Genomic DNA, 22,575 nt, shown 5'->3' on the forward strand with positions numbered 1-22,575 from the left:
AGTTATGAATACTTACTCAGTTATTATGCTTGGGCCAAGTGGGTCTGGGAAAACTGTGTTCTTAGCAAGTATGTACAAAAAGCTATCTACACATGGGAAACTAGGCTTTTTTTTGAAAGTTGAAGGTGCAGAAAAAAGAAAGCGTTTAAATAACATCTACACACAAATAGCTTTTGAGGAAGAATGGCCTACCGGAAATAAATTGTCTGAAGTATCGGAATGGAAATTTACTTGTTGCGTACAAACAAAAGATTTGTCTATTTATGATGCCTGCAAATTTATTTACATAGACTACGCAGGTGGTAGGTTGACTGACGAAATGGAGGAAGAAGACGAAGAGTTTAATAATAAAATCCAAGCCGCAGATATCATGCTAGTCTTACTAGATGGTCAAAGACTTTGTAATCTGATGCGTCGGGAAAAACCAGGTATGGTTTTTGTTTCCAGAGAGCTGCCAAATATGTTACAAGAGGTGCAAAAAATTCAAAACAAACCAGTACATTTTGTTATTAGTAAATGGGATATTGTCGAACCACATTATAGTCTCCAACAAATACGCGATCGCCTCCTTGAAATTGAAGAGTTTACTAATTTAGTCAGAGCTAGAAATGAAGCTGGAACCCCAGTTAGACTCATTCCTGTTAGTTCAGTTGGCAAAGGATTTGCGACTTTACTACAAGATGGTAGTATGGCAAAAAACGTTGGTGTCTTGCCTAAACCATTTCAACTTGAAGTACCTTTAGCTTGTATTTTGCCTGACATAATTCAAAATCAAGTGGAAGAATTGATCAAAAAAATAACAGCAGAACAAGGCAAAAAGATAGAAGTTAAGGCAGAATTAAGTTTTGGGGAAAGACTAGGGCAATTTTTGGGTTTTCTTGGTGGGGGAGTCAAAAAACTACAGCAATCGTTACCCGAAGAATATCAGTTTGGTGAAGATATTATCGAAAATTTGATTGAAACTGCTGAAAGACCTGCTAGGGAAAAAGTAGCAGAAGCTCAAAGAAGAACAGAAGAATTACGTGCTAAACAAGCAGAATCTCTCAACAAAGTGGTTGATGAAAAAACAGCACTCGACTCCGCTGTTAATTCTTTTTCATTGATTAAAAATCAACTAGATATTGATTTTCCAGAATCAGATTTGAGAAATGTATTATGAATAAGGAAGTTTGGTGTTTTTTAGTAAGTGCAAATAAGTACCTTGATTATAGAACAGTTGTAGCTCCTGATTTTATGTGTGAAAAAAATTATACGCTCATACTTGCTCAGGCAGCAGGAGGAGAAATAACTGACAAAGATACTGCATACTATCGGAGAATTATTAACTCTAAAGTCGAAGATTTAACATTAGTTTTCCGAGTTATTGAAGGTGTGGAAACAGATATAGGTATTTCTGGAGATGGTATTCTCAAAGACTCATTTGGTAGAGTCATTAGTTTAGTTGAAGGTATTGTTTTTAAAGGGGATGTTTCTGAAACAAATCTGTTAGTGACTTCAGAGGATTTTGATGAATTTCACAAGAAAATTATTGACAATTATCAAAAATTTTGGCAGAAAATTAGCCCAATTCCTGCTTATGATTCTCAATCATTTTCATTGTCAGAAAAACACAATGAAGATAATGCTTTTAAACTTCTTAAATTAGAGGATTATATTGTTGGAAATAAAGCTCACAAAGAAGTTGAATTATTAACTGATGAACAATTATCAGAAAAGGATAAATCTAGGGATGAATCTTTAGGCGATCACTCTCAATCATGGCAACCTAAAATTCTTAGGAAATTTAGTGGAGAGATTAATTCAATTGCTGTATCTCCTAATGGTCAAGAAATTGCTATTCGATATGGTCAAAACAAAATAGTTATTCAAGGTCTTAAAGAGAAGACACTATTAAATAAAAGGGAATTATTCGGAGGAAATGCAACCCCAATTGTAATTGACCCCACTAGTAAATTTATTGTAACTGCTGTCATTGAAGAGTTTGATGAAAATATTATCAGACTTTGGGATTTAAACACGAAAGAATCGAAGCAACTGGGGAGTCACGAAAATAGCATATCGAGTAGAGCAAGAGTACAAGCAGTAGTCTTTACTCCTGATAGTCAAACAGTTATTAGTGGTGACAATAATGGAAGCATTAAAGTATGGGATGCAAGTGGAGCAGGAGAAATAAAAACTACATCTATCCCAAAACATGATACTCAAATCAGGTGTATGGCAGTTGATAACAAAAACAATATTCTTGCAAGTGGAGACCAAAAGGGTAATATTAAGATTTGGGAATTAGGATTAGGAGTACCAAGTCTAACGGAAAAAATGACTATTTCGGCTGCTCCACTCCCTATTAATTCATTAGCATTTTCCCCCGATGGTAAAATCCTAGCAAGTGGTGGTGATGACTACACAATCAAACTCTGGGATACGAAAACAGGCGAGGGATACGATCGCCACGAAAGAAAACATTCAAATATTGTTAACTCGTTAGCTTTCAGCTCCGATGGAAAGTTAATTGCGAGTGGAGACGATGATGGAAGGATTAAAATTTGGAGTCTGAAAAGTCAAACAGCTATTTTTGTAGGAAACAAACATACAAGTGCTGTAACCTCAGTAGTGTTTACTTCTGATGGCAAACTCATTAGTGGTGGTAAAGATGGTAAGTTGATTACATGGGAGCAAATCAAATAAACATCTTCGATAATCAAAAATAAAATCAATTCTTATTGCCTTTGTTGCACAAATATCAGTCCTTGCAGTGTAATACTTATTAATAAGATTTATTGATAAATCCTTGTTTTATAATGCTTCTAAAATTTTTATGCAACAAAGTCATTCTTATCTATAAATTATTAATACTCTCCCCCTGTTCTCTCTTTTTGAGTGGCCAAAAAGTTATGATTTTGGGCAGACAATCATAGAAAGAAAGGGACAACTATTCCTCCTAACTCCTCTATAATTTTCTTAACTCCTGACTCCTACCCTAACCATTCATACTTTTTCAGCAAACCCTCTTGTTGACAAAAGCAACAATTTTGTTTATACTTATTATTATGTAACTTTTTTTTCATGTTTTCCCACTCTTGTATATTTAACTATTGTCCAACAGTTGATAAAAAAATCATGGGTACTAAAGAAGCATCTTTTTTATTAGGTATGTCTCGTCAACGTTTATTAGTTTTATTAGCTCAAGGAAGAGTTAAAGGAGCTGAAAAAAAAGGTAGATTCTGGGAAATTCCAGTTTCTGAAAGTGGAATGCCTGTAATAATTCCGGCTCGGCGTGGTCCGAAAGGTATGTGGCGCAAGCAAGAATCTATTAAACCAAAAATGATTCATGTCAATCAAAACATAATTAAAAGTAATAAAACTAAGTCTCCAGAGAAATTGGAACCTGTAGTGTCACTCAAGCACGGCAATGATAACTATTATGGTTATGAATTATATATTTCAGGTCCTTGCCAAATCGTCTATCGACCTTATAAACCAGCAAGTTGTGGCGCTCACTTATGGATTAATACTTATCATTCTGTGCAATTTATAGATACTAAATCGAATCCAGCTACCGCAAGGCAACCCAGCAAACAAATTTTCATCTAGTCTGGTTTCAAAGGCAGTCCGATCATCACAAAAAAATATTTATTCGCTCAGAGCAGCTAAACTGACAATAACTTCAGCAGGATTTGTGCTGTTTGTTTGTGGGAAATCGTCTATCTGACAAAATAGTAGGGACGTTCCATAGAAGATCCCTACATTGCTTTGACATCTATTACTCCACAATTTTCTGAACTTCCTCAACACTCAAACTGAGAGTTTCAGAAACTTCCTCTATACTTAAACCCATTGCCAATAACCGAGAAATAGCATTCCTTTGGATAAGCAACGCCTTTTCAAGTTCAGATTCAGTACGTTCAAGTTCAGACTCAGCAAGTTCCGCTCTTGCTTTTTCAATTTCCGCACGTTCGTTTCCTATTAACAGCAAATTACCTTCTGCATCCCACCAACGTAACCACAACATAAATTGATTGTCATAATTACCTTGCCAAAGTCCTAATTCTACTCCCAAACGCTCAATAGGATAGTGACCCCGCTCATTTGGTGACATCTGCTGGTAATACCCATCCACCAAGTGATAAACTTCCAGATGACCGCTTGTAATTTCGTAAATGCCATAATAAGGAATTCGGATAACCTGTTCGTATACCCAAAACTTTCCAGGTTTAATTTTCTTTCCCTCAGATGTTCGAGATACAGGCGTTCGATCTCGTTCTTCTGCACCATCACCTGATGCCAACTCTAAAGCAATAAATGGTGCAATATGTTCTCGCCAGATAACATAAGAGCGACGATATTGACCATCCAGTAAAGGGGGTACATTAGGAACATAAAACCAATCTGGGCAAACTGCACCTTGTTCGGGGGGGTCTGTTTCCCGCCAATATATGCCACAGTCTTGTCCGATCGCATATTCTCCATCAGGGTGAATACGCTGCAAAACTGGAGTAATGGAGTCTGTAAGAATAATGCTTTGGGGATGCTCTTGGAAGTTTTTCACAAATGTACCGTCTGACTCTGGTAGTTGGGTATGGTCAGGAAAAGGTCGTAGTAGTTCAGTTTGAATGTTTGTTTCCGTCATCACTAACCCATCAATATTTGATATTGTTGTCTTAATTTTAGCAAAAATTTAGTTGTTTTTTAGGCATTGCTGAATATAAAACCAACAGACAAGATATCTATGCTACAAAAAAAATAGACAGAAAAATGCTTCCACTACTACAATTATTCTTTCCTCACTTTTTCTGGTACTCCTACTGGAGATAAACCAGCGATCGCCTTTAAATTTTGAGACCTAATTAACTCAGTAAAATTAAAATTATTACGCCCTTCAATTTTTGCTAAATTTTCAATTCCTTGTAATAAATGATTAGCTGCTTCAGGTGCTTCATAACCTCTTCTAGTTGCTATTCTAATTGCCATTTCATCTGCTGCTAATTCTGTTTGTGTACTATGATTACTCTGCCAAATTCTTGTCAAACCAATTACACTTAAACCACTAGCAACCAAAATTCCAACTACATCAGCTTCAGTTAATTGGGAAATTATTCCTAGTAACCCAACTCCCAAAATTCCTTGATTTATATTTGGTTTAAACCATTGAATTTCACATAACCAACTCACAGTTCTCAATATGATTAAATCTCGTTGTGCTTTAGGTAAATTCATCCATAAATCAAAATTTAGATAGATCGTCCGATCATTTTTCCATGGTACAGGAAAGGTCGTTTTAATAATTGTAGGTTGCTCTGGTTTTCCAACTATTTTTGTCATCATTCGACCAGAAGCGGGCATAATATCGAATAAACGACTAGTTTCAGAAAGTTCAGGATTCATATTTTTAACTGCCCCCAAAGTATTATATAAAGTTTTATAATAAATTTGCTTAAAACAAAAGTACGGCAGATTCTAACTATAGCAGTCACCAGAGTGCTTAGGATATTCTTGCACCTCTCAAATTTAGTGACAGCAGCAATTTAACTTCTGTACCCTGCCAATCCAACAAATTCCTCCTATCTAAACTTCTGACTTCTGACTTCTGACTTCTGACTTCAATTTATGCCTCTAGCTTTTAGATTAGCTGAATTCAGGATAAAATTCTCATATAGTAGGTAAATTTTTCCTCTAGTTTTGAGTTAAAATATTGACATAAGTAAAATTATATGATAAGAGAGTAAAGAATGGAAGCTTTTGATCCAACTCCTCCCCAATGGACTGAATCAGCAATTCATGGGTTTGATTTTTGCTGTCCCAAATGTGGAGCAACTACAATGGAAGCACAAGCAGCATGGATTAATCGACGATCGCCTGTATATACAGAAAATAGTCGCCGCAAATGGCAAGAATTTTATCATTGTCATTGTAATACCAGTTGGTGGGCTTGGAGTAGCGATCGCCCACCTTCTAAGTATGCTCGTGGTGAGCAAGATAATGATATGAGTGATTTAGATGGCGATCTGGGGGATCTAGATTTAGACCTTTAAGTCAAAATCCTCAACTAATAATTTGGCGTTGGTGAATAAAAGTATGATTTGACAGGAGTCAGGAGTCAGGAGTTAGGAGTCAGGAGTCAGGAGTCAGGAGTCAGGAGTTAGAAAGGAGCTTTTTCCGTGCCAGTTAGAGGGGAAATAGGTCTGATTTACACATTATAAATTTAGTAATTTCATACCGTGTTTCAGCAACACCAATAATTTTAAATGGCAGTTTTAGTCATAGTAATATTGATTAAGTTTCAATGGCTTAAGGGGTTTTATGACTAAAGATGCAACGTATTATTTTAGCTTACTCTACTTACCTATTATTACTTCTTTAGCACTTTTTTCAGTATAGTAGAATAGTTATATATAATCATTCTGAATAAGACTGAATCACTTTTTTAACTGAAACTCTTTCAAGGCAAGAAAACCTTGTCTCAATCTTAACTGGAATGACTATAGAACCTAATTGGTATCTTTTTCAATATGAAGTTTTTTTAGTAAGAGTCAGAAGTAGAGCAGAAGTAAGTTTGGCAACATACCTTTGGTAAAAACTAAGATATCACAACCTTTTTATAGAGGTTTTGTGCTGAATTTTCGTAAATATTTAATAGGATCAAATTAAATTTGATGGCTGATTTTTTCCTCGCTCCTGATGATTACTTATACTTACGAATGCTGATTATTATAGATGTTAAATTGGTTCTATCAAATTCAATCATAATTGATAAAAACTATGACAAAATTAAACACTGCTAATCAAGAAAAAGCCTTACTATTTAGGGAACTACAAACTCATTTGCGCGATCGCTGGCAAAGTATAGATTTCTCTGACCAGGGTGACTCGGATATTTTGGTTATCCCTTCTGTAACCCTAGACCAACGAGAGTTGCTCAAAGTAGAGGGTGTTCACAATTATGAAGAACGACATCTATTTTCTTTAATACGTCTGCGTAACCCCCGCACCCGATTAATTTATGTTACTTCTGAACCTCTGCATCCCAGCATTATTGACTACTACTTGCAACTGTTACCAGGAATTCCCTTTTCCCACGCCCGCGATCGCCTGCTCCTATTTGCTACTTATGATGCTTCTGCGAGACCTCTAACTGAGAAAATTTTAGAACGTCCCCGTCTCATTGAGCGTATTCGACAAGCGTTGCGTCGGGAAAAATCTTACATGGTTTGCTATAACTGTACCCCACTCGAACGAGAGTTGTCCTTGCAGTTGGGTATCCCTGTGTTAGGATCGGACCCAGATTTGAGTTATTGGGGTACTAAAAGTGGCAGTAGGCAGATATTTGCTGAATGTAATATTCCTCATCCTGATGGTAGTGAGTTAGTTTGGAATATTGACGATCTGGCATTAGTAACAGCGCAGTTGTGGGAACGGCAACCTCACCTTCAACGAATAGTGATTAAGTTGAATGAGGGTTTTTCGGGGGAAGGTAATGCGCTGTTAGATTTACAACCACTACAAAAAGTAGGGAAGAGCGACAGGGTGAAAGCTATAGTTAATAGTTTTACGGCACTGCGGTTTCAGTCTGTTAATGAAACTTGGAAAAATTTTAGTAAGCGCATTTTTGAGTTAGGTGCAATAGCGGAAGCATTCATAGAGGGAGAGGTAAAGCGATCGCCCAGCGTACAAGCTCGAATTACCCCCAAAGGTGAAGTCGAAATTATCTCTACCCATGACCAAATTTTGGGAGGACCTGATGGGCAAATTTTTCTCGGTTGTCGTTTTCCTGCTGATGAAACTTACCGATTAAATTTACAAGATTTAGGTATAAAAATAGGAAAAAGTTTAGCTGAAAAAGGTGCTTTAGATAAATTTGGAGTAGATTTTGTCGCTGTAGATCGGGGTACAAATGAATCGCCAAAATGGGATTTATTTGCGATTGAAATTAACTTGCGTCGGGGTGGTACAACTCATCCATTTATGACATTAAAGTTATTAACAAATGGAAGTTATGATTATGACACTGGTTTATTTTATAGTCAGCAGGAGCGGGCAAAATTTTACAAAGCTACCGATAATTTACAAAAAAGTCGTTATCGGGGTTTATTGCCTAATGACTTAATGGATATTATTGCTTTGAATCGATTACATTTTGATAGTGGTACTGAGACAGGAACGTTATTTCACATGATGGGTTGTTTATCACAATTTGGCAAATTAGGTTTAACGAGTATTGGCAATTCTCCTGAACAAGCGGAGGAAATTTATCAAAAAGTTATTGATGCTTTGGATAATGAAACAACAGGAGATAATAATAGCTGGGGATTACCCCCAACTAATTCTATTTCTTGGAATAATGAGATTTAATTTATGTAGTTGAAACCTTGGTATTATTGTTAGGTTTAATATCTCTTCTTCCCCAAGGTTTCAAAAAGGAAATAATAAAGATGAAAATCAGACTCAAAATTTGAATTGATGCACCAATAACTATGGCTTGAGTATCAAACATAAACAGAGGATTACTCAAAGCTTTTAATCTTTCTGCATCAGAAATAGCTGTCATTGCATTAGTCCAAGGTCCTAACCACAGTGTTCCAGAAATAATCAATGTACTAGTAAGAATCCATTTAGTAATTACCCAATAAAATTTAAAAAATCCCCAAATTGTTAACCAGCAAAGTAAGGCTCCAGTTAGTAAAGTTATATTAGCAGCGGGAATAACTACCCAATCATCTAATAATTTTACAATTGAATTAATTCCGTAAAGTTCATCACCGTTAGTCCTGTTAAAATTATTGAAAACCATAATTAGCATACAAAGGGCAGTGCCAAACCAAATTGCTCCAGAAATAACATGAGCAGATATGAGCCAACTTTTTTGGTTTCCTGTTAGTCTAATTCCTGGTTTCTGATTTTTTTTCTCTTTAGGTAAGACAGACTGATTAGTCATAGTTTATCTTTTGATTAGTTTTATTAATTTATAATAGCAATCGCTTATAATTTTAACCCATAAATAGAAAGTATTTCACTTTCTTTTTCTGTCTATGAAAAAATTTAACCATCATATTCTACTAATAAAGCAATACCTGTCGATATTTTCTTCATAATTTCAGGAGAACAAACACCGATTTTTTTGACTAATCTTTGCAAATCCATTCCTCTGATTTGCAATAGATCGACAGTAGAAACCTTGGTTAAATTATTTTCTAAATCGGGTTCGATTTTGATATGCCAACTATCATTTTCAAAATAATCTTTCCAATCAGTTATCGGTGCAATTAATTTAATTGGTAATCTGCCAATTCCATCAGAACTAATAATAATAGCCGGACGAACTTTTTGAATTTCTGCTCCAATAGTTGGGTTATTTCAGTTATCAGTTATCAGTTATCAGTTATCAGTACCTCCGTCTGAAAGCTTATGCTTAAAATCCTGAAGTTTATTTTTTTCATCCCAAGTTTGTAATTCTTGCCATTCTCTATCTTGCTGATAATGTGCTAACATTTTTTCGGCTTGCTTTGCTAAAATTTCTCGTCTTTTTTCTAATGGTAATTTCATTAAATAGCGGGCATCTGTTTCATCTTTTTCTTGGAGATAAGTCAAGAAATCTAGGGCTATTTTTAGTCGTTCCGGGGAAAGATTTACTAGCTTTTCTTTAGCTGTTTCAAGGATTGTGGGGTCTGTTGATTTTAATGACATTTTTGACTTCCTTATCTGATCTTTTAATATAGAACTAAAACTGAATTACTAGCATCTTGACTCAAAGCTACAATATCATCATACCGAGAACGTAAAAGTATCTCAATTTCAGATGTTGTGCAATTTCCTACTCTTATCCAGATTAACTGAGGAGGAAAACCAAGTAAAATCACCAAATCATAAAAATCAGCATCTTTAGTGACAATAATATATTGATTATCGCGAGCATATTACCATACATCTCGATCGCTAGCTTGGTCTAATCCTAAAAAATAAAGATGACTAGACTGTGGATAAATATCAGCTAAACGCGACACTAAACGAGGCGATAAATTATGGTCAAATAAAAGTTTCATTTAGGTACTATTAAAGTTTGTTGTTCCCGTTCAGCAACATAGCTAAGACAAGCCAAAATATCCTGTTTTGTTAAATAGGGAAAATCTTCTAATAATTCTTCATAAGTCATCCCCGCAGCTAGATAGGAAAGTACATCGTAAACGGTTATTCTCATACCTCGAATACAAGGTTTTCCACTGCGTTTTCCTGGTTCGATAGTAATAATGTTTTGTTCTGGCATATTTTATTGATAAATTAGGATAATTTTATTTTACACAAATTCCAGGATTTTCTAACTATTTAATTTCCTCTTGACACACTTTTAATTTCTCTTTTTCTTGGGGGCGGTTAGTTAAATATTCTTGCAACCAATCGCATCCTGTTGCTAATAGTTCGTTTAAGTTTTTATTCTGCCAAATAAATACTTTACTTTGACCAGTTGCTATATATTTACCATCAGGGGAAAAGACAATTTGAGTTTGGTCTGATTCGGGAACTGTATATTTAGCAATTTGTTTCCCATTAATACTCCAGATACTTAATTCATTGGGATGACTTAAAACCGCAATTTGTTGACTATCAGGACTGAAAGTCAGGACACCACTAGGAATTTGTTCCAGTTTAATATTGCTAATTAGCTTTCCAGAAAAATCCCATATTTTGATTGAATAATCTATACTTGCTGTTGCCAATAGTTGATTATCAGGACTGAAAAATACACCCACAATTCCGCCTTGATTATTAATTTCAACAAGTTTCTTCGTCTTGATATTTCTCAAGGATAAATTTTGACTTCCTAAATCCCATGTTGCCAAATATTCACTGTCATGGCTAAATTTTGCTGTATTTCCAATATAAAGTCGCCAATTACTTATGTCTAAAATTACTTTTTCTCTAAGAACAGTTTTTTCTTCAATTTTTATACTGCTACGATTTTCAACTTTAAGTTTTACATGAGTACCAGGTTCTCCTAGAAGTAAAGTGTTTATTTCATCTATATTTTTTGTGTCAGAAATTTTATGACCATCTATTTCTAGAATTTTATCCCCGCTTCTTAAACCTGCTTCCTCTGCTGTAGAATTTTGCCAGACATCCAGTATTCTTACTCCCTCACGAAAACCAACTTTTTCTTTTTTGACATCCAATAGAATAGCTAGCATGGACAATTCATCCCCTTGTAAGGACTTTCCATTTACATCTAAAGGATTGAGTAAGTTTCCAGAAGCATCCCAAAGTTTACCTATACCTGATGAAATAGTAAGAATATATTTGCCATTCGGACTAACTAAAACTCGACCAATAATTGGAGAAAGGGAATTATTTTTAAATTGCTTGACTTCCTGTGTCGATAAATCCCAAAAACGTAGAATATTTTCCCAATACTCACCATAAGTGCCAATTGTAGCTATCTTGCTGCCATCTAAATTAGAACTATATTTTCTATCAGCCTTATATTTTCCTCCAAACCAAGTCATTAATAGTCTTTCTTCCGAACTAACATTTGTTTTTAATTGGGAAATTAAATTAGCTTCTAAATCAAGTTTTTGGATGCCTTCCTTGGTAACAAGTACGATAAATTTACCATCAGGAGTCATACTAGCAAAAATAGCTTTTTCAAAAAAATCACCAGAGGTGAAGTAACTACTCAACATTTCATTTTCTGCAAAATTACCATAGTTAATTCTGATGTTTTCCCCTTGTTGCCAATCCCAAATATCGACATAATTAGACTTAGGATATTTGTTGATTACCACAAGTTTTTTGCCATCTGCGCTGTACTGTAAATCAATAAAGCCTTTTACTTTCATTTGCGTAGTTTCTATTTCATAATTAGTAGGTAATTCTACGACATAAAACTTGGCTTTATTACTTAACAAATTTATTCCCTCTGCTCCTGAAATAGTAATTATTTGACTATCAGGACTATAGTTTAAACTATAACCAGAAGTAAAACTTATTGTCGAGCTAGCAGTGAGCTTTCCTGATGTAGCATCATAAAATATGACTGCTCCTTCACCAGGAATTGCTATAGCAATTTGTTTACCATCGGGGCTCAAACTAACACCTCCAGCAATACCTGTATTAGTAATAGATTGGAAAAAGAAACCGAAATTTGCTATTTTTTTACCAGATAAATCCCAAAGTTTGGGTGAAACACCAACAATTTTATCTGAATTAATATCAACTCCCAAAGTTAATACTTGCTGTCCGTCAGGGCTAATATCTATTTCAATAACTTGGTTGGTGTTAGCTTTAAATTCTCTAATTTTTTCCAAGGTTTTTAAGTTCCAAAATTGCACCATACCAACAGCATTTCCTATTGCAATCTCTTCGCCATTAGCAGTAAACTCTAAACTCTGTATAGTTCCACTTCCATCAATTTTTAATTCTTTAATTTTCTTACCTGATAAATCAAAAAAATCTACGTTTACTTTCAGTGTTGATGTTACAGCAATATACTGACTATCTGGACTAAATTCAACTATTGAATATCCGTCAACCAACTCTGATGATTCTGCTACTTTCTTTCCAGAAAAATCCCAAATATAGAATGTACCTGTTCTTCCCGCAATAGTAGCAATGTATTTACCATTAGGACTAATTGCTAACTTATGAATTTCTAGCTTTTCAGGTATTTGCCATTCAGTAACTTTCTCTCCTGCTAAATTCCAAATTATTACTTTACTTTCGCCATCTGCAAAACTATGTGAAACAATGTGCTTACCATCAGGAGTAAAAAAAGCTTGCCTAATGAATTCAGCATTACCCAAATTATAACTCTGAAACTCATTTTTTTCTTTAATATTGTTAGTAATAGTCTGCAACGCCAACAAAGGACGAGTAGTCGGATAATTCCCCAACTTTTCATCATCTTTAACCAATTGTTTCAACTTTTGCCCTGCATCCATCGCCGTCATTAATGCACTAATTCCACCTTCCCCAGACTGAAATTGATTCAATGCTAAATTACTCAAACTATCTACTTCATTAATCAAACTTTGTCTTTCCGCACGTTGCCATTGCCACACCGCTCCCACAGCAAATAATGACACCATCACCAAACCAACACTTAACCCAGAAATAAGTTTTTGCCGCTCTCTCTCTCGTCTTTTCCTACTTTTCTCAACATACCCCCTCTCTTTTTCAGGAATTTTTTGCTCTGCTTTTTCCAACCAACTTTCTGCCTCTTTTAACAAACCTCCTTGCAACAAAAAGTCATCCTTCTTTTCCTTTTCCCACTGACTCAAATTATCCCTTAATTTCTCTTGCCAACGTCGAAATTCCCAATCTTGCTCTATCCAATTTTTTAACCGACTCCAAGCAGTAATTAAAACTTCGTGAATTAACTCTACAGAAGCAACATCTTTTTCCTTAGAAGTGTTTGTAAACTCAGAAAAACCTCTCTCCAAACCTCTCTCCTGCGAGGAGAGAGGCTTTGAAACCCCCATTCCCCTCCCCCCTTTCAAAGGGGGGTTAGGGGGGATAGGAAGGGGGGCAGGGGGGGTTAGGTTTTTAGGATTCATCGTTTTTCTTAGAAGTGTTTGTAAACCCATAAAAAACCTCTCTCCAAACCTCTCTCCTGCAAGGAGAGAGGCTTTGAAGCCCCATTCCCTTGTAGGGAAGGGGGGCAGGGGGGTTAGGTTTTTAGGATTCTCTGTGCAATACTTCTCAAACAGTTTCTTATTTGTCACTACCAAACGCTCGTCGGCAAATTTAATTACTAACTGCCAATTTTCTTTGCCAATATCTGCAAAAGTGGCAATTTTCCGAGTAGCAATGCGACTAACTTCCCCCGATTTTTCCTGACTTATCGGTTGTACTAATTGAGTAAAAATATATCGCGCCTGCTCTTTCTCCTCCTGACTTAACCCAATATAAATCTTTTCCGCATAATCCCCTAAAACTTTAGTCAAACCTCCAATTTCTTCATAACTCGTCAGAGAAATTACTCCATATTTTTGCCTTTTCCATAACTCCTCCAAAGCAAATTGCAGCATCGGTAAATGACCAGAATTTTGCCGATAATCTTGAATCATTCTCTTAATTAACTCATCCGCAAATTCTACTTCAAACTTTTGAGTAGGCAGAGCGATCGCCTCCTTCAACTCTTCATCATTCATAGGAGTAATTAACTTATCCCGTTCATCAAAAATCTTACCCAAATCTTCATCTAAAGCTTGAGATAAAAAATCTGCCCGTAAAGTTAAAACAATCTTCCAACTCTCTTCCCGAACCGCCTCAACCAAACCTGCCAAAAATGACCGACGTTTCTCCTCAGAACATAAAGTATAAAGTTCCTCAAATTGGTCGATTACCAACAAAATTTGACAACCATTCTTTTCTTGCACAATGGCAGTTAAACATTTAGCTAACTCCCCATAATTAGCCTCCAAATTTACCACCAAATCCAAAAAAGATAAATTATTTGCAGTTAAATTAGGTGAAATATTCCCCAATTCCTCAGCCAAATTTTCCCAAGGATTCGGATGAGGAAAACCAGGACGAATTTTCACCACAAAACGGGGTAAAAATTCCGTAGCTTGAGCCAACCATTGAGGAATTAAACCAGCAGCAACTAAAGAAGATTTTCCACTACCAGAAGCACCAATCACAGCAACTAAATTTTGCCTTGCCACCTTTGACAACAAAGAATTAGTCAACACTTTCCTGCCAAAAAATATCTCCGTATCATTTTCAGTAAAAGAACTCAATCCTTTGTAGGGAGACATCTGAATCTTTCCTCCCAACTCCAACCAACGGGGAGGAATTTCCGCAGGATTTTGACATAAAACAGGCAACCAACTCACACAAGGAAAATCTTTTTCTAATATTTGTAACCTTTGCCGACTCTCCCGCAAAGAACTATATAAAGATAAACCTTGAGTATAATTTTCCAGAAAAAATTGGAGAAACTTCGGAGCAATAGCCACAGGTAAATTTTCCCGCATCACAATAATTTGTGGTAAATGTAAATCCTCACTCTCTGCCAATTGATAAGCCAAACCTAAACCATCACAACTATTAAAAATCGCCAACTTTAAACCATACTTAACAGCTTGTTGAAGATGATTTTTTATTTCAGAAATAGTCAAAACATCTTGACCATTAATTTGAATCGTACCAATACTGCCATTATCTTTAGTTTTGCCATGACCAGCAAAAAATAAAATATCCCAATATTTTCCCCACAAAGGTTCATCTAATTGTGTGCGTTGAGGTTCTATTAACCAACAAATTTCTGCATCAGGAATTAATTCTCGAATTACCTGTTCATCAGCATCAGTTCCGGCATTATCTCCCAAAATAACTAAAATTTTTACCTTATCTTTTTTGTCAGATTTTATTGTTGTCTTAACTCGCTGAAAATTAGGAGAAGCGATGGAAATTTCAGCCTTCGGAAAATCCTTTAAAAAATCCCATTCATGCCAAGGCAAACGTCGCAACCAATGATTTTCAGTTGCCAATAAAATTCTCGTACTTTCTGATTTATCTAAATTATTCCGAAGTAAAATTTCTATCGGTTGAAAATCGGGGGAACTCAACCAAGTATTAAAAGTTTGAGCTAATAACTCAGCAGCCTTTTTACAAGCTGTAAAAGCATCATTTTTATCCCCATCTGAAATATTAGTCAAACCAGCTTTAGATTTTAAACGATTAGAAAAAAAGACCTCTAAATTTGTATATAAACTTTGCCAATGACGATATTGTTCTAAGATTTCAGAATGTGGAGGTAAATGTGCTGACTTACTAGCGATCGCTAAACTAGGTTCATTTTTTATCGAATCTATATCTTGCGAAATTTCACAACGCACCGAAAAACCCTTTTGAAATCCACCATCAATATTGAGAGTAACTAACTTTCCCATAACTGCTCCTAAATTTATCAGAAGGATGAATAAATATTAAGTGGGACAGGCATCCTGCCTGCTCCTCTGTTCCTGCCCGTCCGAAAATACAAGGAACGGGCAAGATGCCCATTCCACAAAACTATTAAAATATCCCGCATTTATGCAATGCCCGAAATTTTGTTGATAAACCCGGTTTCTGCAACAATTTCTAACTTACAGAAAAATCAGAAAATTGTCGAACAAAAGGCGAACGAAAAGCCAAAACAATATCAGATTTTGGCACACCTAAATCTAATAATTGTTGAGCAATACCTTGCTCAGTAAAATCTTGCTGAATCCAAATTTTGCCATCTTTAATATCAACATGAATAGAACAACCATAATCCCGTTTTTCATTTTGCCAACGCAAAGAAATTAAGAGGTAATGATTTCTTTCCGAATCCAAAATTAGTTGTGTTTCATATTGTGAATCTTGAGTATGATATTGATAGTGTTCTTTAAGTATTTGTGTGACAATTTCTGGATAATTTAATCGCTCCATAAAACAATTATCTCCAAAGTACCGTTCGTAGGGACGTTGCATGCAACGTCCCTACATTATGGTTAATCAATGTATTTTATATCTAAACTAAACAACAAAATCCTCACTAATCACAGCTTCACCTAATACCAATTGTACTGTAAATTCTTCCCCTAATTCTCCTGCAAATTGACATTGAATAATCCTATCTTCACTTCTAGCTGTAACTTCTTGAAAAACTTCATTTTTACTTAAAACAATCAACTTCAAATTAGGAGGAAGATAAAAATTATCCCCAGTCGGATAAACCCGTAAAGTTATTTCCACTTCAAAAGAATCATCATTTTCTGGTAGTAAATTTACCAGTAAAACTACAGAATGACTCAACAAATCTGATCGTAAATCAATAAGTTTTGTACCTTGAATTTCGTCCCTACTTCTAAATACTAATCGTGAAGGACTTAATAATTCATTTGCTGCTTGCCATCCAGTAGTTAAAATATTATCAAACCATTGAGTTAAATTCACCCGACTTGGTATGATTTCTACATCTATAATAGGAACACCTAATCTCTCTGAAAGTAAACCTTGTTGATGCAAAGATTCTACTTGCTCACAAGCAGATTGAGAACCTTTGAAAACCAAAATTATACTACCCATTTTAATTTCCACTACCCTAAGATAAGGACATCCTGTTATCGCCCTCACTTTGTTCTCAATTTCTAACAATTGTTTTGCTGAAACATCATCAGGGATTCTAATTAATAAATTTGTTTCTTTTTCAGGATTAGGAGGTTGAGGTTGTTTTTTATATTTAGAATTCAACAAATTAAAAACAATATCTTTAGGATTACCAATTTCTATATCTTCAGTATTGCCAGTTTTGATATTTTTAGGATTACCAATTTCTTGCTCCAGCAATTTTTGTAAGCAAAAATGAATCCCTTTTTTCTTTTTATCATTACTTAGTTTAGTTCTGAGAGAATCAACTGATGTAATATCTTCTAATTCAGAAACCATATCTGGAAGTTGTTTTGCAACTAATGCCATTAATAAATACTGCTTGTGAAATTTGCTTAAGCCTTCCCTCATTGACCATTTTTTTTTAATTTTTTCTAGGTCAAAAATTAAATCATTAACATTCCAAGTAGCTTGAGCTTCAGCATAAAAGTTATAATTAACTAAATCTTGAAGACACTTAGAATTACTTGCAGCTTGATTCATCAAATTTACCTCGCAACGTTTTTTTTCTAATAGTCATAATTTTACCATTGTTGTTAATAATGACCATTAGTTATAAATAATTTCCATTATCAATTTGCCTTGTAGAGTAGGAATTGAGAGGCCAAAAAATACTTAATTAAGCCTCATCAATTTTACTAAAACAAAGGAGTCATTTTCTTATGAGCAATCCTATCGTAGCCACCACTGCAGTAGGCGGTGCATTAGCTGGAGCAGCTACTACAGGCGGTACATTAGCAACTGTTACCGGAACAACTGCTACTGGTATCGCTACTACAACTGGTGGTATTGGTATCACAACCTTAGCAACAACAGCAGGTACAGCAACTTCAGTAGCTATCGCTCCCGTCGTAGCTGTAGTAGCAGCACCAGTTGCAGTCGGAGCATTTGTTTGGTGGTTACTGCGTGATTAACTTTGGCTAAACAGCATCTACATTTGTAGGGTGCATTGCAACGCACCCTACCGATCGCCCATACCAACAAAAAAACAGGAGAAATTTAGATATGTCTGCATCTGAAATTGTTATGCACCAGATGTTTGCTGAAGCTGTTGCCCACTATCACCCCTTTGGTGAATATCTCGGCTATCAAGAGGCCGCAGATGGATTTATTGTCTATTATGAAGGCACGAATGGTCAACAATATATGGCAATAGATACAGAAGGAAACGTCCTTGGGGATACGACGATGGGAACAACGAGAACAGTTGGTGCTTTCGCGGTGGGAGTCGCTATTCTCGATGCTCTGTTCGGAGGTTCATCTTCCTAGTTGTCTTCATCAAGATATTGGTTAAATGGCAAAGTCTTTACAACTTTGCCTACATTTTGGTATAACACCTCGGTTTTTATTGTCAAAGTTTTGGGCATCAATAGGAATAACATATTAAGGATGCTTTTCCCGGTTAGGTGAGGAAACAAACCCGGTTTTTCAAAGATTTATTCTATTTAAGGAATCATTCATTATGAACAAAAATTTGTCAATTATTTCTGCTGCACTTTTCGCTATTTATTCTAGTTTGACTATTACTTTACCCGCAATAGCTAAGTCAAGCACAAGCGATCGCCCACAGACTATCCAAGTCACCCCAGAAAATTTACCAAAAAACACCATTGCTCAAACAGGGCGGTATGCTTTTAGTATTATTTGGTTGTCTTCTTCTACAAGAAGGATTACTCTGAAGAGCGTTTCTACAGGTAACAGGTTTGATATTTATTATGCCAGCCCAATTAGTCCAAAAGTTGGGGACATGATTACAGTAATTATGGATAATGGTAGATGGAATACTCTCATCAATGAACGCACAGGTAAATCTTCAGCAGTTACGAGCGTTCAAAGGAAATACTAAACTAAAACGAAGATAAACAGGTTAGATAGGGACTTACGGACCAAAATAACAAATCGGGTTTAGAGCGCTTTTCATTGTCAGTAGTAGGGATGTTCGCATTTTTGTTATGCAACGTCCCTACATTAATTAGGGTTAATAATATATTTGATATCTAAACTAAATCACAAAATCCTCAGTAATTACGGCTTCCCCTAAAAATAATTGTATTGAGTTGGGCTTAAAATTCCTCAACTATGTACTCATTATTCAATTGGCCATACAAATATATTCGACTCGAAATCAAGTTTGTTCAAATTAATCTAAAATTTGAGTATTTGATTATTAAAAGTTCATCTAAAATTATGCTCAAAAAAAACAAACCAATAATTAGTCTAATTCTCAGCTTATTCTCCCTAACTCCTACGATCGCCCCCACCTTAGCAGCGCCACCCCGTACCCCAGATCAAGAAGAAACCTGCGAAATTTTAGTCATCGGTGGCGGTTTGTCAGGAGCAGCAACTGCCTACGAATCACTATTAGCAGGACGCACCGTTTGTATCACCGAAATCACCGACTGGGTGGGCGGTCAAATTTCCTCCCAAGGCACCTCCGCTCTCGACGAACGCGGAACTCAACGCAGTCTCCTATTTTATCCCCGTGGTTATCTAGAATTACGGGAACGCATTGAGGAAAAATACGGTAGACTTAATCCTGGCACCTGTTGGGTAAGCGTCTCCTGTTTTATGCCTTACGATGGTCACGGTATCCTATTTGAGATGTTAGAGGATGCTGCCAAAAAAGGCGGAGGTACATTAAAATGGTTTCCCAATACTATTATCAAAGAATTAGATATATCTAATAATCAAATTAATAGAGCGATCGCCATCCAATATCAACCAGCAGCAGGCACCCCACCCATCAACAGCGAACCCCTATCTCAAATTATCGAAGATGCTTACCGTTACCAAAACTCAGCAAGATTTGACAAAACCATAATTCAGTTTGTACCCCAACCATCCCCAGATAAAACAGGTGGTGCTGACTGGTATGTTGTAGAAGCAACCGAAACTGGAGAAATTATTGCTCTCGCAGATGTTCCCTATCGTCTCGGTATCGATCCACAAACCTACGTTGACCCCTCATCCCCTGTTGACACTAGAGACTCCTACTGCACTCAAGGTTTTACCTACACTTTCGCAATGGAGGCGACCGAAACACCTCAAACCCATGTGGAACCGCCATTTTATTCTCAGTACGCCCCCTACTATAGTTATGAATTATCCAGATTAGCTAATTTCAACTTAGTTTTCACCTATCGGCAAATTTGGTCAATGAAACCAGACGCACCCCAACCCCCCGACTACAAAAAACGAACTATTTATCCCGGTGATATTTCCATGCAAAATTGGACTTGGGGTAATGACTACCGCCCTGGAAACCGCGACGATAACTTGATTTATAGTCGAGGACAACTACAAGCTACAGGTCAACTACAACCGGGGGGTTGGATGGGTGGTTTGCGTGCTGAAACTCTCCGTCGAGGTGAGGAAAATGCTCTCGGTTATTTTCATTGGTTAGTTGAAGGAACTACTGACTCTCAGTTAGGGGAAGGAGTGAAGAAAAAATATCCAAATCATCTTTTATTGACTGGGTTGGACGCGCCGATGGGAACAGCTCATGGGTTATCGAAATATCCTTATATGCGAGAGGGGCGACGCATTATTGGTCGTGTCGGGAAAACTCACCCAAAAGGTTTTACTGTGGGAGAGGTTGATATTGCTAAAAAGAATTTTCGGGATGATTTTTATCTACAAAATTTACCGCCGGATAGGTTACATTATTTGTGGGGAGCTGTTTCTGCTTTTGTTCCCCCAGATGCACAAATTAATTCAATGAAAGAAATGCCTCAAAGAGCAAGAGCAACGATTTTTCCTGATAGTGTAGGGATAGGTCATTACGCCATAGATTTTCATCCTTGTATGACAAAAAGTCCGGCAGAAGCACCTGGAAATTCTGAAAGAGCAGGTATTAGGCGAGGTCAGGGTTCTGCCTATCCTTTTCAAATACCTTTACGAGCAATGATTCCCCAAAAAATTGATAATTTGTTAGTAGCTGGAAAGAGTATCGCGACAAGTTATATTGCTGCTGCTGCTTATCGAGTACATTCTTTTGAATGGTCTGCTGGAGCTGCTGCTGGTACAACAATTGATTTTGCTTTAGAAAGGGGTATTTTTCCTTATGAATTAATTGATGATATGCCTTCTAAGGAATGGGAATTAGAAATATTACAAGGTCTTTTGCAGGAAAATGGCAATCCCACAGCTTTTCCTGAAACTTCTATTTTTAATAATACTTGGGATGAATGGAAATAGAATTAGAGATGAGGTATTTGTGTTGGGTGGAAAATATAGCAGAAGTCAAAAGTTAAAAGTTCAATTCTTGCTGTGACTATATTTGAGAATTTGAGAATTTCCTAACAGTAATGGTGAGTGCTATAAAAGAAATAATTCTACACTCATCACAAAATTCTCATATTCTATCCACTTAAAAATTTATACCGTTAAAGCTCAGGCAGATAGACCTCTGAAAAAATTAATCTTTAGAGATGTCTAATATTTTCAAATTTATTGATTTAATATATAGACTTTTTTAGGGTTGTGTCTGAACTTGGTAACCTAAAGTTTTTCAACTTGAAATAAGGAAACTAACTTAGGGTGAGACGTACTAAAAACAAAAGCATCATAGTTATATCTATACTTTGGTTTTTTAATCGCGACAGAAAATGTATGATTACAAGTTCTATTAATTGAAACTTGTCTAAATTTAGAAATTTTACATTTAGTTGGTAACATTTTTCTACCTAATAAAAAATAACTCTAGTTTTTGTCAGAATACTTATCACCATTACCTATTAACCGCGAGCTTTTTTGTTTCCCTGATATTACTCCAGTAAAAATCAATCTAACATCTGTTAGTTAAATTTTGAATAAATTTTGGTTAAGCTTCAGTAAAAAGGCGGATTTATGATTAACAATAATATCCTCTTGGCATAATTAGTAATAAATAACTATAGCAGTCCTAAATTGGTTGTGGCAAAATTCCATACTGAAAAAGTTTAGGAAAGTCGAATATTTGACCAGAGGGCAAAAAACTTAAATAGCCACTTAACTACTTTAAAAGAACTGCAAAGATGATAAAATTGTCTAATAAAATTTTTGGTTTGCAACCAAATATCTTCAACGGGGTTTTGCTCCGGCGCATTCGGGGTAAATTTTGTACAATTTATCAACTATTCTTCTTCTATAGCAATCCTAAATAGGTTGTGACAATTTTTATAATAATTAATTCGATATTTTGTGGTGCGGAATGTGGGTTTCAATATCAAGAAAAAAACCTTTTTTAGCTTTATACCCCCTTTATAATACCAAATTAATGCATAGATAGTTACAGTAAAATGACCGCAAAACTGTTATTAATTTTGCGGCCGATGTAGGGGGGTTCATTAATGGATAATTACCTCTCTCTTTTAGGAAGAGGATTGACCAACGCCGAAAAAATTTATTCTCAAGGGGAGAAAAGAAAATATTCCTTATATTCAATTCCGTAACGGTTAAAACCCGAGGTAA

The 22,575-nt window shown here is 35.8% G+C and carries 18 protein-coding genes and 2 pseudogenes; 9 read left to right on the plus strand and 11 right to left on the minus strand.

Features of this window, described 5'->3' with window-relative positions; translation table 11 throughout:
- Positions 1-4 precede the first annotated feature (4 nt).
- The 3 genes from ACP6PM_RS12270 (at position 5) to ACP6PM_RS12280 (ending at position 3,591) form a co-directional block, all read left to right on the plus strand.
- On the plus strand, positions 5-1,159 hold the full coding sequence (locus ACP6PM_RS12270; protein ID WP_426584945.1) for a P-loop NTPase family protein: 1,155 nt from the start codon (positions 5-7) through the stop codon (positions 1,157-1,159).
- Entirely contained in the window at positions 1,156-2,685 is a 1,530-nt protein-coding gene (locus ACP6PM_RS12275) for a WD40 repeat domain-containing protein (protein WP_426584946.1), read from the plus strand. The genes ACP6PM_RS12270 and ACP6PM_RS12275 overlap by 4 nt, the downstream gene beginning before the upstream one ends.
- A 432-nt stretch (positions 2,686-3,117) precedes the next feature.
- The gene (locus tag ACP6PM_RS12280) at positions 3,118-3,591 is read left to right on the plus strand and encodes a hypothetical protein (protein WP_426584948.1); all 474 of its coding nucleotides are present in this window, start codon (positions 3,118-3,120) and stop codon (positions 3,589-3,591) included.
- 169 nt (positions 3,592-3,760) lie between these two features.
- Here the strand turns inward: ACP6PM_RS12280 and ACP6PM_RS12285 are convergent, their stop codons facing one another.
- Positions 3,761-4,627, minus strand: a complete 867-nt coding sequence (locus ACP6PM_RS12285) for a Uma2 family endonuclease (RefSeq protein ID WP_426584950.1) — start codon at positions 4,625-4,627, stop codon at positions 3,761-3,763.
- Between the two features lie 143 nt (positions 4,628-4,770).
- Positions 4,771-5,382 (minus strand): DUF3318 domain-containing protein, encoded by a 612-nt coding sequence (locus ACP6PM_RS12290; RefSeq protein ID WP_426584951.1) that lies wholly within the window; start codon positions 5,380-5,382, stop codon positions 4,771-4,773.
- Between the two features lie 344 nt (positions 5,383-5,726).
- Here ACP6PM_RS12290 and ACP6PM_RS12295 point away from each other — a divergent pair, with 344 nt between their 5' ends.
- Both ACP6PM_RS12295 and ACP6PM_RS12300 read left to right on the plus strand, forming a co-directional pair.
- The gene (locus ACP6PM_RS12295; RefSeq protein ID WP_426584953.1) at positions 5,727-6,029 is read left to right on the plus strand and encodes a hypothetical protein; all 303 of its coding nucleotides are present in this window, start codon (positions 5,727-5,729) and stop codon (positions 6,027-6,029) included.
- A gap of 727 nt (positions 6,030-6,756) precedes the next feature.
- The gene (locus tag ACP6PM_RS12300; RefSeq protein ID WP_426584955.1) at positions 6,757-8,346 is read left to right on the plus strand and encodes a peptide ligase PGM1-related protein; all 1,590 of its coding nucleotides are present in this window, start codon (positions 6,757-6,759) and stop codon (positions 8,344-8,346) included.
- Position 8,347: 1 nt separating this feature from the next.
- Here ACP6PM_RS12300 and ACP6PM_RS12305 read toward each other — a convergent pair whose 3' ends face one another.
- From ACP6PM_RS12305 to ACP6PM_RS12340, 8 genes and pseudogenes are all read right to left on the minus strand, one after another.
- Complete coding sequence (locus ACP6PM_RS12305; RefSeq protein ID WP_426584956.1) at positions 8,348-8,929, minus strand: hypothetical protein; 582 nt, start codon at positions 8,927-8,929, stop codon at positions 8,348-8,350.
- A gap of 104 nt (positions 8,930-9,033) precedes the next feature.
- Complete coding sequence (locus ACP6PM_RS12310) at positions 9,034-9,336, minus strand: type II toxin-antitoxin system PemK/MazF family toxin (RefSeq protein WP_426584989.1); 303 nt, start codon at positions 9,334-9,336, stop codon at positions 9,034-9,036.
- A 33-nt stretch (positions 9,337-9,369) separates the two neighbouring features.
- Positions 9,370-9,678: a hypothetical protein gene (locus tag ACP6PM_RS12315; RefSeq protein ID WP_426584958.1), complete on the minus strand. Its 309-nt coding sequence runs from the start codon at positions 9,676-9,678 to the stop codon at positions 9,370-9,372.
- 23 nt (positions 9,679-9,701) lie between these two features.
- A pseudogene (locus tag ACP6PM_RS12320) lies at positions 9,702-10,034 on the minus strand (DUF5615 family PIN-like protein).
- The gene (locus ACP6PM_RS12325; RefSeq protein ID WP_426584960.1) at positions 10,031-10,255 is read right to left on the minus strand and encodes a DUF433 domain-containing protein; all 225 of its coding nucleotides are present in this window, start codon (positions 10,253-10,255) and stop codon (positions 10,031-10,033) included. Before ACP6PM_RS12325 ends, ACP6PM_RS12320 begins: the two are co-directional and overlap by 4 nt.
- Positions 10,256-10,310: 55 nt before the next feature.
- Positions 10,311-15,881, minus strand: coding sequence for an nSTAND1 domain-containing NTPase (locus tag ACP6PM_RS12330; RefSeq protein ID WP_426584962.1), 5,571 nt, complete (start codon positions 15,879-15,881; stop codon positions 10,311-10,313).
- A 190-nt stretch (positions 15,882-16,071) separates the two neighbouring features.
- Positions 16,072-16,446 (minus strand): XisI protein, encoded by a 375-nt coding sequence (locus tag ACP6PM_RS12335; RefSeq protein ID WP_426584964.1) that lies wholly within the window; start codon positions 16,444-16,446, stop codon positions 16,072-16,074.
- 45 nt (positions 16,447-16,491) lie between these two features.
- A complete protein-coding gene (locus ACP6PM_RS12340; RefSeq protein WP_426584966.1) occupies positions 16,492-17,607 on the minus strand; it encodes a DUF1822 family protein in 1,116 nt (371 codons plus the stop codon).
- Positions 17,608-17,786: 179 nt separating this feature from the next.
- Between ACP6PM_RS12340 and ACP6PM_RS12345 the strand changes: the two genes are divergently transcribed.
- From ACP6PM_RS12345 to ACP6PM_RS12360, 4 genes are all read left to right on the plus strand, one after another.
- Entirely contained in the window at positions 17,787-18,038 is a 252-nt protein-coding gene (locus tag ACP6PM_RS12345) for a hypothetical protein (protein WP_426584967.1), read from the plus strand.
- A 91-nt stretch (positions 18,039-18,129) separates the two neighbouring features.
- On the plus strand, positions 18,130-18,393 hold the full coding sequence (locus ACP6PM_RS12350) for a hypothetical protein (RefSeq protein WP_426584968.1): 264 nt from the start codon (positions 18,130-18,132) through the stop codon (positions 18,391-18,393).
- Between the two features lie 193 nt (positions 18,394-18,586).
- On the plus strand, positions 18,587-18,970 hold the full coding sequence (locus ACP6PM_RS12355; RefSeq protein WP_426584970.1) for a hypothetical protein: 384 nt from the start codon (positions 18,587-18,589) through the stop codon (positions 18,968-18,970).
- Between the two features lie 341 nt (positions 18,971-19,311).
- A complete protein-coding gene (locus ACP6PM_RS12360; protein ID WP_426584972.1) occupies positions 19,312-21,321 on the plus strand; it encodes an FAD-dependent oxidoreductase in 2,010 nt (669 codons plus the stop codon).
- 706 nt (positions 21,322-22,027) lie between these two features.
- Here ACP6PM_RS12360 and ACP6PM_RS12365 read toward each other — a convergent pair.
- Positions 22,028-22,238: pseudogene (locus ACP6PM_RS12365) on the minus strand (IS630 family transposase); the annotation flags it as partial.
- Between the last annotated feature and the right edge of the window lie 337 nt (positions 22,239-22,575).

This window comes from Dapis brunnea BLCC-M229 (assembly GCF_050015995.1).
GTDB lineage: Bacteria > Cyanobacteriota > Cyanobacteriia > Cyanobacteriales > Microcoleaceae > Trichodesmium.

Excerpts from the sequence above, each read along its gene's own strand:
- ACP6PM_RS12270 (WP_426584945.1), top strand. The coding sequence starts at position 5 with ATGAATACTTACTCAGTTATTATGCTTGGGCCAAGTGGGTCTGGGAAA.
- ACP6PM_RS12275 (WP_426584946.1), top strand. The coding sequence starts at position 1,156 with ATGAATAAGGAAGTTTGGTGTTTTTTAGTAAGTGCAAATAAGTACCTT.
- ACP6PM_RS12280 (WP_426584948.1), top strand. The coding sequence starts at position 3,118 with ATGGGTACTAAAGAAGCATCTTTTTTATTAGGTATGTCTCGTCAACGT.
- ACP6PM_RS12285 (WP_426584950.1), bottom strand. The coding sequence starts at position 4,627 with ATGACGGAAACAAACATTCAAACTGAACTACTACGACCTTTTCCTGAC.
- ACP6PM_RS12290 (WP_426584951.1), bottom strand. The coding sequence starts at position 5,382 with ATGAATCCTGAACTTTCTGAAACTAGTCGTTTATTCGATATTATGCCC.
- ACP6PM_RS12295 (WP_426584953.1), top strand. The coding sequence starts at position 5,727 with ATGGAAGCTTTTGATCCAACTCCTCCCCAATGGACTGAATCAGCAATT.
- ACP6PM_RS12300 (WP_426584955.1), top strand. The coding sequence starts at position 6,757 with ATGACAAAATTAAACACTGCTAATCAAGAAAAAGCCTTACTATTTAGG.
- ACP6PM_RS12305 (WP_426584956.1), bottom strand. The coding sequence starts at position 8,929 with ATGACTAATCAGTCTGTCTTACCTAAAGAGAAAAAAAATCAGAAACCA.
- ACP6PM_RS12315 (WP_426584958.1), bottom strand. The coding sequence starts at position 9,678 with ATGTCATTAAAATCAACAGACCCCACAATCCTTGAAACAGCTAAAGAA.
- ACP6PM_RS12325 (WP_426584960.1), bottom strand. The coding sequence starts at position 10,255 with ATGCCAGAACAAAACATTATTACTATCGAACCAGGAAAACGCAGTGGA.
- ACP6PM_RS12330 (WP_426584962.1), bottom strand. The coding sequence starts at position 15,881 with ATGGGAAAGTTAGTTACTCTCAATATTGATGGTGGATTTCAAAAGGGT.
- ACP6PM_RS12335 (WP_426584964.1), bottom strand. The coding sequence starts at position 16,446 with ATGCAACGTCCCTACGAACGGTACTTTGGAGATAATTGTTTTATGGAG.
- ACP6PM_RS12340 (WP_426584966.1), bottom strand. The coding sequence starts at position 17,607 with ATGAATCAAGCTGCAAGTAATTCTAAGTGTCTTCAAGATTTAGTTAAT.
- ACP6PM_RS12345 (WP_426584967.1), top strand. The coding sequence starts at position 17,787 with ATGAGCAATCCTATCGTAGCCACCACTGCAGTAGGCGGTGCATTAGCT.
- ACP6PM_RS12350 (WP_426584968.1), top strand. The coding sequence starts at position 18,130 with ATGTCTGCATCTGAAATTGTTATGCACCAGATGTTTGCTGAAGCTGTT.
- ACP6PM_RS12355 (WP_426584970.1), top strand. The coding sequence starts at position 18,587 with ATGAACAAAAATTTGTCAATTATTTCTGCTGCACTTTTCGCTATTTAT.
- ACP6PM_RS12360 (WP_426584972.1), top strand. The coding sequence starts at position 19,312 with ATGCTCAAAAAAAACAAACCAATAATTAGTCTAATTCTCAGCTTATTC.